General features: G+C 42.1%; 14 protein-coding genes. 11 read left to right on the top strand and 3 right to left on the bottom strand.

Annotated features, from left to right (window positions below):
* Positions 1–198 precede the first annotated feature (198 nt).
* Positions 199–429: a hypothetical protein gene (locus V7K67_RS25555; protein WP_334733354.1), complete on the top strand. Its 231-nt coding sequence runs from the start codon at positions 199–201 to the stop codon at positions 427–429.
* Positions 430–766: 337 nt separating this feature from the next.
* Here V7K67_RS25555 and V7K67_RS25550 read toward each other — a convergent pair whose 3' ends face one another.
* The 3 genes from V7K67_RS25550 to V7K67_RS25540 all read right to left on the bottom strand — a co-directional run bounded on the left by V7K67_RS25550 (position 767) and on the right by V7K67_RS25540 (position 5,990).
* Positions 767–1,762 carry a PRC-barrel domain-containing protein gene (locus V7K67_RS25550; protein ID WP_334695816.1) on the bottom strand — a complete coding sequence of 332 codons (996 nt, stop codon included), beginning with the start codon at positions 1,760–1,762 and terminating at the stop codon, positions 767–769.
* A 199-nt stretch (positions 1,763–1,961) separates the two neighbouring features.
* Positions 1,962–5,594 (bottom strand): chromosome segregation protein SMC, encoded by a 3,633-nt coding sequence (smc, locus tag V7K67_RS25545; protein WP_334733353.1) that lies wholly within the window; start codon positions 5,592–5,594, stop codon positions 1,962–1,964.
* Between the two features lie 216 nt (positions 5,595–5,810).
* Positions 5,811–5,990 carry a hypothetical protein gene (locus tag V7K67_RS25540; protein WP_334733352.1) on the bottom strand — a complete coding sequence of 60 codons (180 nt, stop codon included), beginning with the start codon at positions 5,988–5,990 and terminating at the stop codon, positions 5,811–5,813.
* Between the two features lie 128 nt (positions 5,991–6,118).
* On the opposite strand from V7K67_RS25540, the gene V7K67_RS25535 reads away from it, so the two are divergent.
* From V7K67_RS25535 to V7K67_RS25490, 10 genes are all read left to right on the top strand, one after another.
* Positions 6,119–6,496 (top strand): hypothetical protein, encoded by a 378-nt coding sequence (locus tag V7K67_RS25535; RefSeq protein ID WP_335168915.1) that lies wholly within the window; start codon positions 6,119–6,121, stop codon positions 6,494–6,496.
* A 119-nt stretch (positions 6,497–6,615) separates the two neighbouring features.
* A complete protein-coding gene (locus V7K67_RS25530; RefSeq protein ID WP_334711603.1) occupies positions 6,616–6,975 on the top strand; it encodes a DUF433 domain-containing protein in 360 nt (119 codons plus the stop codon).
* A complete protein-coding gene (locus tag V7K67_RS25525) occupies positions 6,950–7,321 on the top strand; it encodes a hypothetical protein (RefSeq protein WP_335168913.1) in 372 nt (123 codons plus the stop codon). The genes V7K67_RS25530 and V7K67_RS25525 overlap by 26 nt, the downstream gene beginning before the upstream one ends.
* A 52-nt stretch (positions 7,322–7,373) precedes the next feature.
* On the top strand, positions 7,374–7,574 hold the full coding sequence (locus V7K67_RS25520; RefSeq protein ID WP_334733349.1) for a hypothetical protein: 201 nt from the start codon (positions 7,374–7,376) through the stop codon (positions 7,572–7,574).
* A 519-nt stretch (positions 7,575–8,093) separates the two neighbouring features.
* Positions 8,094–9,233 carry a serine/threonine-protein kinase gene (locus tag V7K67_RS25515; RefSeq protein WP_334733348.1) on the top strand — a complete coding sequence of 380 codons (1,140 nt, stop codon included), beginning with the start codon at positions 8,094–8,096 and terminating at the stop codon, positions 9,231–9,233.
* A 452-nt stretch (positions 9,234–9,685) separates the two neighbouring features.
* Positions 9,686–10,582, top strand: coding sequence for an alpha/beta hydrolase (locus tag V7K67_RS25510; RefSeq protein ID WP_334733347.1), 897 nt, complete (start codon positions 9,686–9,688; stop codon positions 10,580–10,582).
* A 132-nt stretch (positions 10,583–10,714) separates the two neighbouring features.
* Positions 10,715–12,385 (top strand): phosphatidylglycerol lysyltransferase domain-containing protein, encoded by a 1,671-nt coding sequence (locus tag V7K67_RS25505; protein ID WP_335168910.1) that lies wholly within the window; start codon positions 10,715–10,717, stop codon positions 12,383–12,385.
* A gap of 147 nt (positions 12,386–12,532) precedes the next feature.
* Positions 12,533–12,763: a class I SAM-dependent methyltransferase gene (locus V7K67_RS25500; protein ID WP_334733344.1), complete on the top strand. Its 231-nt coding sequence runs from the start codon at positions 12,533–12,535 to the stop codon at positions 12,761–12,763.
* A 335-nt stretch (positions 12,764–13,098) separates the two neighbouring features.
* On the top strand, positions 13,099–13,917 hold the full coding sequence (locus tag V7K67_RS25495; protein WP_335168908.1) for a hypothetical protein: 819 nt from the start codon (positions 13,099–13,101) through the stop codon (positions 13,915–13,917).
* Positions 13,918–14,218: 301 nt separating this feature from the next.
* Positions 14,219–14,494: a DUF485 domain-containing protein gene (locus V7K67_RS25490; protein WP_334711614.1), complete on the top strand. Its 276-nt coding sequence runs from the start codon at positions 14,219–14,221 to the stop codon at positions 14,492–14,494.
* The last annotated feature ends 31 nt before the right edge of the window (positions 14,495–14,525 follow it).

Below are 14,525 nucleotides of genomic sequence, written 5' to 3'. Positions count from 1 at the left end.
ACGCCCAGACGTTCATATGTGTTTGGTTTGATTTCAATTACCGCATGGTGGAGCGAAGCTCCGCCCATATTTTGTGCCAGTTGCGTAAGTCCTGATGCTAAACAGCAAAATATTCAATACTAGAAATAAATAGGTAATACCATCGATGACTGACAATAACAATCATTCTGGCAAGAAAAAAGTTGCAATCCTCTAGGATTGGGTCAAACTCAATTTCATAACAAGTCTAGTATTTATATAGCAGCAACAGCGAAATCCGTCTCCTGCCAGGATGAGGTTTCGGCGGATGCAGGAAGAAAACGCTCCAAAGCAGTTACAGGAAAGCTAATGGCAATCCGGTATCTGTTGGATGAACATCTGAATCCTACATATCGCTCCCAACTTGTGCGGCGCAACCCTGAATTGGTCGTGCGAATCATTGGGGATTAGGTTGTTTCAGGCTTTTACAAAGCATCCTTTGTTAATTGCGATCGCAAAAAGATAATTGAAAAATCTAGCTAAAAGCCTTGAAAGGCATATCTGTCATTTAGGCTTTTCTGTCAATGCGTAAGTCCTAGTAATAATTCATCATTTATTTCGCTCATAACCGAAAGTTCAGTACATATTAAATAACAAGATAATTTTACTCAAATTACGTTCTAGTTTAGACCGTGCGTTATAAAAAATTAGCCCTCTCCTTGTAAGTAAAGAGAGGGCTAGATTAATTTTAAAACGTCTCGTAATGTTCCGCTGAATTACGAATTACGAATTACGAATTACGAATTACTTAATATCCGCCTTCTTCTTCGTATTCTGGCTGCCTTTCCTTGACTTTCTTGGGAATATTCACAGGCTTCGGTGCATCTTCCCAAGCATCGCCGTCTACGTCGTCATAATCATCGTATTCGTCAACGTAAGGCTTGCTATAAGGCTTGGCTTCATACTTTAGCGGCTGCGGTTGTTGATATCTGTCGTTGCCCGTTGCTTCGCTCCAGTTATCTTCTTCCTCGTCTTCTTCGTATTGAATAGACTCATACTGCCGTGCCTTCATTACCTGACGCTGTGGCCTTTCTTCTTCCACATAGTCTTCATTCCATTCTTCTTCCCGCGCTACGGGTTCAGGAGCGCGAACTTTTTGCCTGGGTGGCTGTAATGGCACTCCACTAGGTAGTTGATTAGCTGGTGCAACTTGGCGCGGTGGAGTATAGCCGTATTCTTCTTCTGCATCGCGCTCCCACGGCGCTTTACCGATACCCAAGCGCTCTAGTAAACCAACTGTCAACTGGTTCACCCGTTCTTCGGCTCCCTCAAATACAATCAACCGATTGGGACCAGTGCTGACAATTTCATCTACTGAGAACTCATAAGTACTCACAAATTGATCGGGAATTTGGGGCAATCCTAAAGAAGCAATGACTATAGATTCAAGCTTCCCGTTTTCACCATTGAACTTGAAGCCCCGAACTTTGCCTAAGACTTCACCTGTTTCTGTGATTACTTCCCAGTTAATCAGATTACTGAGAGATTCAACTTCGATATCTTCAATGACATCTTCGTTATCAACCAGGATGACATCACCAATCTGGCTGATGTTGTTGAGGTACATATAGCGCGGTATGCCCGAAATGGAGATCAGGCTGTCTCGCAAACCAAGAGCCACAACCTCTCTTTGATCGATATCTACCCAGACTTGACTGATGATGCCTAGCCGCTTGCCGTTGTCGCGGGTAATCACCTGGGTATTTAATATGTCGGAACGCCTAATTATCTGTTCGGAGGTCATTCTATACCGAGTCCTGATCTCGAATCCGGTTTAACGCGATGTGCGACTTATTCTTGGAACCCCTCTCCAAACCTCTCATCCACTGGAAGAGAGGCTTTGATTTTTGCTCTCTTTCGCTGGTAGGGAAGGGGTTGGGGGTTAGGTTTGAGAGAAAGTCGGACATTACGTGGTTTATCTATACACTATTATTAACAAAAACTCAAGCAGATGTATTGGATGATTGTAACTTAATCCCCAAAACTTGAGTGTAAGCTCCTCGTGCTTGAGTAACGCCAATTGTGCGTTCGGCTGATTCTATCATCGGACGACGCAAACTCACAACTATAAATTGCGCTTGTTGTGACTGTTGTTTAATCATTCTAGCTAATCGTTCTACGTTTGCTCCATCTAGAAACATATCCACTTCGTCAAAGGCGTAAAATGGCGATGGACGGTAGCGTTGCAGGGCAAAGATAAAGCTCAAGGCTGTGAGTGATTTTTCTCCCCCAGACATGGATGCTAGGCGCTGTACGGGTTTGCCTTTGGGGTGCGCGACTAAATTCAATCCACTGCTAAAGGGATCTTCGGGATTTTCAAGTTGCAAGAAGCCGTCGCCGTCGGAAAGAATGGCAAAAATTGATTGAAAGTTTTCGTTGACAGCATCGAAAGCTTCTTTAAAGGCAAGTTGTCGCAATGTGGTAAAGTTTTCAATCCGCAAAAGTAGTTCGGTGCGTTCGCCTTCTAGTGTCTCTAATTTTTGGGTGAGTTCCTGGAGACGGTTTTGCGTGCGTTCGTATTCTTCCAATGCCAGCATATTCACAGGTTCCATTGCCTGTAAGCGTTTGGTAAGCGATCGCAATTCTTTCTGTAATTCTTCTAAATCTACCTGCTCTGGAACTTCCGGCAAGGGATTTGGTAATTCTGCTCCCACATCCCGCAATTGAGTTTGCAATGCAATTAGTTCCTCGCGCCGTTTCTCTTGGGTTTCTTGGAGTTTTTGGATTTCCCATTGCAATTGTTGTTGGCGTAAAAGGTGCGATCGCACTTCCAATTCTGTAGCGTCGCGTTTTTGTTTCTCTTCTCCCAAATTTTGCTCCATTTGACTCAACGATAAACGGGTTTGGGTGATTTGGTCGTCTATCGTTGTGATTTGTGTGGAGACGCGATTCATCGCGTCTCTACAAGAGATTTGTTGGGTTTCATATTCGGTGATTCGCGTTTCACCTTCTTGGATTTTTTCTTGCAAACGTTGTTGCTGATTTTCTAAATTTTTTAATCTTTGTTCCGCTTCCCGTAAGGCTGTTTCGCGTTGTTGCAATTGTTGCTCTTGAATTTTAATGGTTGCCTGGATTTGTTGCCATTCACTGGGAGTTTGAGACGCTTCTAACTCTGCTAAGGCGTGTCGCAATTGTTGCAACTCATTTTCTTGTCCTGGTAATTCCCGCTCTAAAATTTCTAATCGAGATTGAGCAGTGGTTAACTTTTGACTGTTTTGTGAAAGTTGCGATCGCGTCCCCTCTAATTGCGCTGTTAAATTCTTAATGTCTTTCTGCAACTGTTCCAATTGCAACTGCTGTTCGCGCCGCGCCTGACGCGCTTCTGTGAGTTCCTGGGTGAGTTTTTTGGTTCTGGCTGACAAAGTTGCGATCGCTTCAGTACAACGCTCTAAAACCCGTTCAATATCCACCAAGCGACTTCTTAAAGCGATCGCTTCATCAGATTCCGCTGCTTCCGCATTGCCAAAGCGCAAAGACGAACGCTGGGTATTACTACCACCAGTCATTGCACCGCTAGTTTCCAGGAGTTCCCCGTCTAAGGTGACGATGCGATATAGTCCTAAATTTTTCCGCGCCGCTTCCAGGTTAGCAAATACTACCGTGTTACCGAAAACATAGCTGAAGACATCTTTGTAACGGCGATCGCAATCGACTAAGTTCACAGCATAGTTAACGAAACCACTGGCAAAACGCAGTGTTGCATCTTGAGTAAATTTGGGGGCGTGAATTTTATTTAGCGGTAAAAAAGTCGCTCTCCCTGCACGTTTCTGTTTGAGGAGTTCAATCCCGGCTGCGGCGATGCTGTCATCTTCCACCACAATATGTCCCAAGCGTCCCCCAGCAGCCATTTCCAAAGCTAGCTGATGGCGAGGTTCCACCTTTGCCAATTGCACAACTAAGCCACAAAGTCCAGGTATTCCCGATTGTAAAATGACTTTACTCGCTTGGGTTCCTTGAACTTCTTGCTGTGCTTGCGCTTGCGCCTCGATTTTATCCAACTGGCGTTGTTTTTCCCGTTGTTCAAAAAGTAAGCGTTTTTGGGTTTCCTGTTGAATTTGCAGTTCTTGTTCTGTGGCTGAGAGATTTTGAGCTAAATTTTGGATGGGTTCGCTAGAGACGTTAAATTCGGTTTCAACTCTACTACACTCAGTTTGTTTTTCTGCTAACAGGGGTTCGTCGCGTTCAATTAACTGGGTTTGCTCTTGGAGAAGCTGTTGTAACTGATTATTGCGTTCCCTGAGTTGTGCTTGTTCGGTGCGTTGCGGTTCTAGGGTGTGCAGTAAAGCTTCAATTTGACGGTTGAATGCTGTTTGTTGTTGCACCCATGCTTCCGAAGCCGAGGCGATTTCTGCGGCGGCTTCGCGGGAGGTTTCTAGAGCTTGCTGTGCTTCATTTCTTTGGTGCTGGGAAGACGCGATGAATCGCGTCTCTACAATGTGTGTTTCGGCAATTTCTTCTAGGGAATGACGGTGTTTTTGAATTTCTTGCTGAGTTTGAGTTAGACGTTTGGCAGTTTCTTGGGAAGCTGTTTGTAATTCGGTTAGCTGACGCTGGAGTTGTTTACGTTCTGCTTCTTGGGTAGCGAGGGTAGATTGTACCGCCAAAAGTTCTTCTTCTCCCAAGGCTTTGACATGGGCATTGAGTTGTTCAAGTTCAGCAGTTTTTTGGACGATTTCGGAATTTAGGTTGGTGAGTTGGGTAGTCAGTTCAGTAAAATTACGATCGCCTGTTTGAATTTCGTGAACTAACTTTTCTTGTTGCGCTTGCAAGGAACGCCATGATAAAACAGCTTCCCAAGATTGTTTCGCGAGAAATTCCGTGCGGAGTTTTTGATATTTCTCAGCTTTCGCCCGATCTTGGGAAAGGCGATCGCGCTGTGCAGTTAATTCCGTTTCAATAATCCGACAGCTATCTTCCTTTTCCTTCACCTCATCTAAAGTTGATTTGGCTTGGACAATTTTGCGATCGAACGCCGCCACCCCAGCCAATTCATCAATAATTTCCCGTCGTTCCCGCGCATTCATCGAGATAATGCTGGTGACATCCCCTTGCAGTACCACGTTGTAGCCTTCAGGATAAACCCGCAGGTTACTTAATTCCCCATGCAATTCTGTCAACGTACAAGCTTCACCATTGATATAGTAATTCGAGGTGTAAGTCCCTTGGTGAGTAACTCGCAGCCTTCTAGTGACGCTCCACTCTGCCGATTTTGGATTTTGGATTTTGGATTTTGGATTTTCTTCCTCTACTTCCCCTGCTTGCTCTACTTCGTCCCTTTGTGGCTTTGTGTCTTTGTGTGAGATTTCATCTGACAAATCAAATGTCACAGTGACGCTAGCCTCAATAGAAGCGCGTCCTTTAGCTGTTTGAGTATTATTTACCAAATCCGGCAGGCGATCGGCTCGCATTCCCTTAGAACTGGAGAGTCCGAGGCAAAATAGCAGTGCATCTAAAATATTTGACTTACCCGAACCATTTGGCCCAGATATGACAGTACACCCCGGTAGCAAAGGGACTGAGGTAGTGCCACCGAAGGATTTGAAGTTGGTAAGTTCCACGCGCTTGATATGCACCATGCAGCTATTCACGTATTATCAAAACTTTCAGCCTTTACTCTCACCAAAATGCTCATACAATGCTCAAATAGCCTATTCTCAGCGTTTGAGTATCAATATTAGGTATGGAATAATACTCAGTAGTCATGCTCAAAGGATGCTCACCATCTCAGGGATAAATGTCTCTCTATCTTATGTGCAAATTTAGTCTAACTAAGTAGTTCAGCTAAATTCGCGCTACTTCCCTTTCTTCTCATCTAGTGCCTTTTGCACAGCGTCTCTACAGAACTGGGGAGGGTCGTCTTGTGCTTTAACCTCTTCCTTCATTTCCTTGGTGACACGGAAGCTTAATTGGTCGGTTAATTCCTTGCTTGGTGGATTATCAAAATTTTCAGGTTTACCTTTAGCTTTAGCCATTTATATAGAAACGTAAATATAGCTTGAAATCGATGAAACCATCGGAGTAGAGTTTCAATCGGTAGGCGATTAACCGTGGAAAGTTGCTACCTACCGATACCACTTTTACAAATGGGTAATTCTATTTTATGTTCACACGGTCAGAACTCGAAATCAAAACCATTGCTGAGTTGAGAGATTTGTGCAGGCGGTACGGCATCAAGCCAACTGGCAACGCTGGTTACAAGGTCAGCTACATAACCTCGTTAATGGCATTCCCGGCGATCGCACTTCACCAGCTACAGGAAGGTAAGGGATTAAGGAAGCTCACTTTTGAAGCCTTTCAAAATATCGGCGTAGCACTTGACCAAATGAATTCACCCACAGATGAGCAAGCAGCGTTGATCAAGCTGACAATGGAAGGGAAACGCTACAAAGCACCTCAGAGGCGGGAGCAAGAGAAGCTGCTAAACCTCTATAAGGCAAAACTGAAGCTAGAAGAGGTATTGGAACTGCTAGGGGAGTAAATTACAGCTACAGGCATTTTACCGGGGAGGCAATCAAATCTCCCCTTTTTACTATTTCTTGCAAGACTATTTTACAAGTATGTAAGATGATTTTATAGGTAAATATAATAAAGTAAATTATGCAACTAGAAGATTACTTCGACTTTCAGCGACCTGATGATATTCGACTCAAAGGTACAAGAGTAGGAATTGAAACTATCCTTTACGAGTACATCCACCGCGCTATAACTCCAGAAGAAATTGCCAACATTTATACATCACTAACGCTAGAACAAGTTTACGCGACTATTCTTTATTACTTGCACAACAAAGAAGCTGTAAGCAACTATATCGCTGATTGGTTGGAGTGGAGTCATAGAATGCAGGAAGAACAGCGACGTAATCCCCCACCAGTTGTAATCAAATTAAAAAAACTGATAGCTGAAAAAGAAGCGATGAAAAAACCACAAGAAAATGACTCTCAAATATCTGCTGGATGAAAATGTTGCCCCTCTTTATCAGGTTCAACTCAAACGACAAAAACGCGATTTAGTTGTCTGGGTAGTTGGTGATCCTGGTACGCCTCCTAAAAGTACATTAGACCCAGAAATATTATGCTGGTGTGAGGAACACTACTTTTTATTGGTTACGAATAACCGCAAATCTATGCCTGTACATTTGGCTGAACATATCGCGCAAGACCGTAATATACCAGGTATTTTTATTTTGAATGATAAATTAACCATCGGTCAGAATATCAATGAATTAATTTTAATTGCTGAAGCATCTTTAGATAACGAATATCAAAACCAAATTCTTCACTTACCACTGCTTCAAGAGCGATAATACTTATAATCTTGTATAGTTATTCTGATAAAGACTATAAAGGAGTAAATTGATGACTACTACTTTAGATGCAAGCAATCTCAGACTTAAAGATGTTCAAAGCCTTCGGAAATTGACAGAACATTTAAATGACTCATTTACATCATTGCTATCGTTAGAAAATCTCACAGAATTTGAGCAACAAGAATTACAGGTGATCCGTAATATATTCCGTGAATACTACTCAGAGGGTAAAATCTCCGATATAGTTTAGGAGTCACAGCAATGTATATGAAAAAATATAAATTTCTTTGGGACGTGACTACTAATTAACTCACCCTTATTTACAGCTATTTTCAGGTAAATAGACCACGCGGTAGGGGCACAGCAATGCTCATAGGTGTCAACTTAACGCGAAACCGCTTGTCCGCCGGGAATTGAAATTCCCGTCTCATAGCTAAAGTCATCTGAAGATGACTCAATATCGCCAAAAATTTCCAGTCTACTTCAGTAGACTTAAGCTATTAGCCCGAAAATTTATTTCCGGGCGGGCATGGAAGCCAACAGATAAGCTATTTCCAGCTTAAGTTGACACCTATGGGCATTGCCATGCCCCTAGCATAAATCTATATGTATCAGGATTTTCGTGAATTGGTATAACGTCTCCCTACCCGCTTTCAACCCTTCTGGGTGACACAAATCCAAAATTCAAAATTTAAAATCCAAAATCTGTTGATTACCCCCTTTTGCCTGGGACAGGGGAAAATAAAGACATATAAGAGCGATTGCCTGTATGAGCTACTGCCTTAATCCCCATTGTCCCAAGCCGGAAAATCCCCATCATGTCAATTTTTGCGTGACTTGCGGTTCTAAGTTACTCCTCAAAGAACGTTATCGTGCTATCAAACCAATCGGACAAGGTGGTTTTGGCAAAACTTTCTTAGCTGTGGATGAAGATAAACCCTCCAAACCACGCTGCGTAATTAAGCAATTTTATCCCCAATCCCAAGGCACAAACACTCTTGCAAAAGCTGTAGAGTTATTTAATCAAGAAGCGGTGCAGTTAGATGAGTTGGGCAAACATCCCCAAATTCCTGAACTACTGGCATATTTTACCCAAGAAGCTCGGCAGTATCTTGTACAAGAATTTATTGACGGGCAAAACTTAGCCCAGGAATTAGCACATAAAGGGGCTTTTAGTGAAACGCAAATCTGGCAACTATTAAATGATTTATTGTCAGTTTTGCAATTTTGTCACGCCAGACACGTAATTCACCGTGATATTAAGCCAGAAAATATTATTTTACGTAGCAGTGATAGCAAACTAGTATTAGTAGATTTTGGTGCGGCTAAATCTGCCACTGGCACTGCCTTAAATAGAACCGGTACTAGTATTGGTAGTCCAGAATATGTTGCACCTGAACAAATGAGAGGTCGGGCTGTTTTCGCTAGCGATATTTACAGTTTGGGTGCTACTTGTGTTAATTTATTAACCCAGCGATCGCCCTTCGATTCTTATGATACCCAAAATGATACATGGGTTTGGCAGCAATACTTGCAAACTCCTATTAGCAATCCGTTGAGTCGCATTCTGAACAAGATGCTAGAAAGTATTCCAATTCGACGTTATCAAACAGTCGATGAAGTTCTCAAAGACTTAAATCAATACTCACAAGTTGCAGCTACACCAGCGAACGCGGCAAAACCTATCCCTCAATCACCACCCAATTCTCCACCCGCTTTTTTATCGAAATCTCCTAGTCAACTTGATAGGGAATTAGAAGAAATGAAAACCCAATTTATGGGTAGCAGCAAGCCTCAACCAAATAAATTACAGTCACCAAACCCCACATCTCAGTCTCCTATTACAAATAAAATAGATCAAGAATTAGAAGAATTAAAAGCTAAATTTCTTGGTAATAACAACCCGTAAAACACACTATGAACTCTCTCATAACAGACTACTGTATAGACACATCTCCGTGCAAATTAAAGAAGAATTCAGAAGTCAGAAGCGGAGCCGGAGACGTTTCCGTTGCTCCGGCCAGAATCAAGACGCTCTCTACGTTCGCGCTGCGCGTAGCTTGCTTCCCCGTAGGGGTACGCGGACTCACTACCGCTACGCTATCAGTTGCGGGTCTGAATCCCCGACTAATTGTTCGCCTTTGGGAGAAGACTACCAAATTTTCAATTTGGTGGTGATCTTAAACCCGATTATTCATCTACCAGTCGTACAGAATTCATTCTGTAGCTTGCTTCCCTGAAAGGTTATTCTGACCGGAGGCGGAGCGTCTCCGGCTCCGCTCCTGACTCCTGAATTCTGTTCGATAAAAATAGTTATAGTAAGTTCTAAATACAGGTGATTTTTTTAAATGTTAAAACAATATGAAGATTTATAAACTTTTAATTATCTTGGTAGGAGCGATCGCACTCCTCACTAGCGCTGGTTATTATTATGTATTCATCTTAGGTGCGCCACAACTAGACCCACCCCAAGAAGAGGTCAATACTGGGCTAAAGTTTCAATTAGCTACCTTCAACTCCCAAGCGATGGGTACAGTCCGTAATTATGGCGTGATTTTGCCCCCTAGTTATAGCAAAAATCCGCAAAAGCGCTACCCTGTAATCTTCTTACTACACGGTGGTCATGATGATGCCCGTGCTTATGCTGATAAATATGCACTCTTAGACGTACTGCATGAACTTTATCAAAGTCGAAAATTACCACCATCAATTGTGATTACACCTGATGGTAATGATAATCGCGGTTCCAGTCCTTTATACGACCCTGATTACTTTGATGGGCCAAATGGTAAAGTGGGAACTTTAATTGGATCAGAATTAGTGCAAGTTGTCAAGTCGCGCTACCGCACTTTAGAAAAACCCCAGTCTTGGGCGCTGGGAGGTCTGTCTTCTGGAGGATGGGGGGCTTTTAATATTGGGTTACGGCATCTTAACAACTTCCAGATTTTGTTTAGCCACAGCGGTTATTTTACCGATAACAGTGGTTCACAAAATAGTCCCCAGCAAATTGTACAACAGCTATCACCCCAAGATCGGAAGCAATTGCGTGTTTACCTGGATGCGGGTATGAACGATAGTAATTTACTAGCTTCTACCAAAGCTTTTAACGAAACCTTGAATCAGTTAGGCATTGCTCACGTATTTTATGCGTTTCCTGGAGGTCATGGTTTGTCTGGTGCAGATATCGGCTGGAACTACTTTCACAAACATCTTAAAGATTCGCTATCGTATGTAGGTGAACAGTTTCAAAAAAGTTAGGAGTTAAGAGAAAAAAGTTAGGAGTTAGGAGTTAGGAGTTAAGAGTTTTAACGCCAAAACAAATAACTAATGACCAATGACTAATGACTAATGACTAATGACCAATGACCAATGACCAATGACTAATGACTAATGAATAATAATTTAAAAACTCAGATTGGACTTTGGAGTGCGGCATTCCTTACAGGTTTAGTCGGAGTAGTAAATTTGTTATCAGCAGTGACACCTAACCTGTATGGTAGAAATCACTGGTTGAAGGAATTTTTGCCATTTGATATCCGAGCCAGTGGTCATATATTTGCAGCCCTGACTGGGTTTATTTTACTAGCACTTGCTACTAACTTATTACGCCGAAAAAAAATAGCCTGGTTGCTTACCATTGGTTTACTAGTAATTTCCATTTTCAGCCATTTGCTGAAGGGATTGGACTATGAAGAAAGTCTACTCTCAGGAGTTTTACTAATGCAATTAATCTTGATGCGCCATTTTTTCACGGCGCAGTCAGACCGTCCTTCCATCGCACGGGGAGTCAGGGCGCTGATAGGCGCTTTATTATTTACTCTGGCATACGGAACTATTGGATTTTACTTGTTAGACGGCAAATTTTCCGAGAATTTTAATTGGCGTGAAGCGATAGTTCAGACTTTGGCGATGTTCTTCACTGCGGATAATTGGGGACTGCAACCAAAGAGTCGATTTGGAGAATTTTTTGCTAACTCTATCTATATTATTGCAGCAGTTACTATTACTTATGCAATGCTAATGCTATTGCAACCTGTGTTTTGGCGGAATCTAGCAACTACAAATGAGCGAAAAAGAGCTAAAGAAATTGTCGAGCAATATGGATGTTCTTCTTTAGCAGCGATCGCACTCTTAAATGATAAAAGTTATTATTTCAGTCCTTCTGGTAACAGTGTAATTGCTTATGTTCCCAAAGGACGGGGTGCGATCGCCTTAGGAGATCCCATTGGCCCTGTTGAAGACCGCAAAGAGACAATTGTTGCTTTCCGAGAGTTTTGCCAGCGTAACGACTGGTATCCTGGCTTTTATCAAACTTTGCCCGATGATATTGAGCTTTACAAGTCATTGGGGTTTAGAGTACTCAAGATTGGAGAAGAAGCGATCGTTGACCTGAAAAGTTTTACGTTACAAGGTAAAGCCGGTAAAAACTTTAGACCATCAATCAGTCGTTTAACGAAGCTAGGATACCAAATCGACTTTTACCAACCACCCATCGCCAATGATTTATTGCACCTCCTCAAACCTGTCAGTGATGAATGGCTAAAGATGGTACAAGGTTCGGAAAAACAATTTTCTTTGGGTTGGTTTGATGAAGCTTACCTGCGAGAGTGCGAGATTGCTGTAGTGCATAATCCTGAAGGTCAGATCAGCGCCTTTGCCAACATTCTCCGGGAGTACCAACTTAACGAAGCCACTATTGACATGATGCGACACCGCTCATCTCTTGAAAATGGTACAATGGACTTCTTATTTATTTCCCTACTCCAACATTTTAAAGAGGGTGGCTACGACAGCTTTAATTTTGGTCTTTCTGCCCTTGCGGGAGTTGGAGACAACCCAGAATCGCGCCGCTTAGAAAAAGTATTGCACTATCTTTATGGGCACTTGAATCGCTTCTACAACTTCAAGGGATTGCAAGCTTACAAAGAGAAGTTCCGCCCGCGTTGGGAACCGCGTTATTTGGTTTACCCCAGTTTAACCGCCTTACCCGATGTAGTTGTGGCATTGATTCGCGCAGATTCAGGCGATCGCCTCTTCGATTATTTCAAACCTGGAGCTTAAATGTGGACAGAAAAAATTCGCAATGATTTTAACCGAATTGCTTTGCATGAGCAAGAAGGATGGAATCCAATACTGCGTAGGTTAAGAAATTTCTTGGTTGAGGCAAGCAGGGGAAGCAGGGGTAGAAATGGAGGCTGGCGTTGAGTTTTGCCTCCCCTGCTTATCCGAGCTGTATTGGGATGGAATCACAACAGTCACTATCACAATTTTCTACTAAAACAGTTACCATTCCACTGCGAAAATGTTCTTGATATTGCTTGTAGAACTGGTTTATTCTCGCGTCTTCTAGCTAAACGTGCTGATAGAGTTGTTGCAATAGATTTATCTCCCAAGATGATAGAAGTTGCTAAACAAAAATCTCGACAGCATGTCTACTAGGAGCTACGCCTACATAACTTGGCATTTGTATGATACAATTGTACTATAAAAGGATGAATATCCGGTAAGTATGCAACGCGAAGTACAGCTTTGCCCAAGTTAGTAGCGAATGAACTCAAACAAACTTTGCGCTCCTCTGCGCTATACTCTGCGTTTAAAATTAAACCCTCAATTGTCCACGAATTTACGAAACTGTATACAAAGTTTGGTAATAATTTTTTTGTGTGTTTGCCCTTCAATTTTGCACGGTTGTAACCAGCTTATGTAGGAAGAATAATAGACTTCAACAACCGTGACTTTAAAAGATTATTGACCTTTATACGGAAGGTAGCAATATGACAAATAATCAAATTTGTCTGGTAGAATTAATTCAAATTTTTACACAGTACCGCAACAATATTATCGTCAATATCAAGCACCTACAAGAACATTATCAAAGAACAGGTATCAAGCGTGTTAAAGGTGTTAGAAACGAAAATGGGGAACTGCTTCAACCTTGGTTGAGAACAGAATATATTGATAATGCTGAGTATGTAAGTATGGGTGATTTTCAGTTTAATCGCAATACTGCTACTATCAATATGCTTATCAAACGTAAAGTCAAACTTGCCAAATTTGAAGACCAAACCCCCACTATTGAGGTAGCAGGTCTGCTAGTGAATGACCTCAATACCTTTAATAACTATACAATTGTCAGCGATGGCAAAATTAACGTAAAGTCTTTAGTAGTCAAAATCAGCAGTAAAAAAGCCTTTGACTTACTCAAAGAAAAAGGCATACTGGATGCAGAAGAATTTGACTTCCGTGCTGAACATACCATTCAGTTAGATGACTTGCCCCTTGTCGCTGCTAATAGTTGTTACAGCAGCATTGATGGACTATTCAATGAACTAGCAGAAATAAAAGTACTAACTAGTATTATTTGTGCTCAATTGAAAAAGGAGTCAGATGTATTTATTGAGGCGCAGTTAGATGAATTTAAAAAGCACTATCTGTCTAAAAATATTTACATCAACGTCAAATTCAATTTTTTTAACGTAGACGCGGAGCGGCTTGCCGCAGGCTACCGCCTTCTCTGCGAGAGGCTTTGCCAACGCGCAGCGTCTCGTAAGAGTTGGACGCCAAGGACGCAAAGAGAAGAAAGAAATGCTTAACTGAACTGTATTGCACTATATTGGCGTGGCATTGTAGGTTGGGTGGAGGCTTTGCGTAACCCAACCTACGTCTAATGCACAATTTTTTTGCTTGCCACGCCACTGCGATTAATAGCTCATTTTTATGTTTTTATGACTCAAGACAGAGTCGCTATTGTCTTGTGATTTTCATATATCACTTTGCAAAGTTAATTTTATTACCTGATATAGCAATAGATTTACTAATAATCTTTAAGAAAATTACGCAGAAATCAACTTCAATGAGACAATCTGACCTAATCTTCTCAACCGAAAGGAAGACATGAACGATCGCACAAAGGCTCTTCAGGCTCTCGCCGCTGAACGTTGGCGGATATCCCTGATTCTCAGTGGAGCCATGATATTTATTTACTTCGGCTTTATCCTATTAATTGCGTTCAATAAGCCCCTGCTGGGGTCATTAGTATCTCCTGGTCTTAGCCTGGGAATTTTACTAGGGGCGCTGGTAATTGTCTCAGCATGGGTATTAATTTTTATCTACGTGCGTTGGGCAAATAGCAGTTACGACGACCAAATCGCAAGGCTGACACGTAAGTGAAAATTGGGTATGGGGCATGGGGGAGGTGAGG

The sequence above is a fragment of the Nostoc sp. genome (genome assembly GCF_036917155.1).
GTDB lineage: Bacteria > Cyanobacteriota > Cyanobacteriia > Cyanobacteriales > Nostocaceae > Nostoc.
This window is presented reverse-complemented; position numbering and strand designations above follow the sequence as displayed.